The following is a 236-nucleotide window of genomic DNA, read 5'->3' as shown; positions in this document are numbered from 1 at the left end:
GCCACCATCGTCCTGCCATCTGGCAAGTGAACCGTCTTCCCTGGCTAAGGGAAGCGGGCCTGAGCTCAGCTGCGTTGTGAGATACATTTTCAGTGCGGATTTCAGTGCGGTCTCGTCAATGACCCCCATCTGGAAGCATTGAATGAGGAAACTGGTCGCGTTGATCTCACGATCGTCGATCGCGTATATTTCGCCTCCGCGAAAGCCGGCTTTTCGCAAAATGCGATCCAGCATTC

The 236-nt window shown here is 54.2% G+C and carries 1 pseudogene; it reads right to left on the bottom strand.

The features are described from left to right. Positions 1-234: pseudogene (locus ACPYOJ_RS36765) on the bottom strand (hypothetical protein); the annotation flags it as partial. Positions 235-236 lie beyond the last annotated feature (2 nt).

The sequence above is a fragment of the Rhizobium sp. SVR5-9E genome, assembly GCF_056755095.1.
This window is presented reverse-complemented; position numbering and strand designations above follow the sequence as displayed.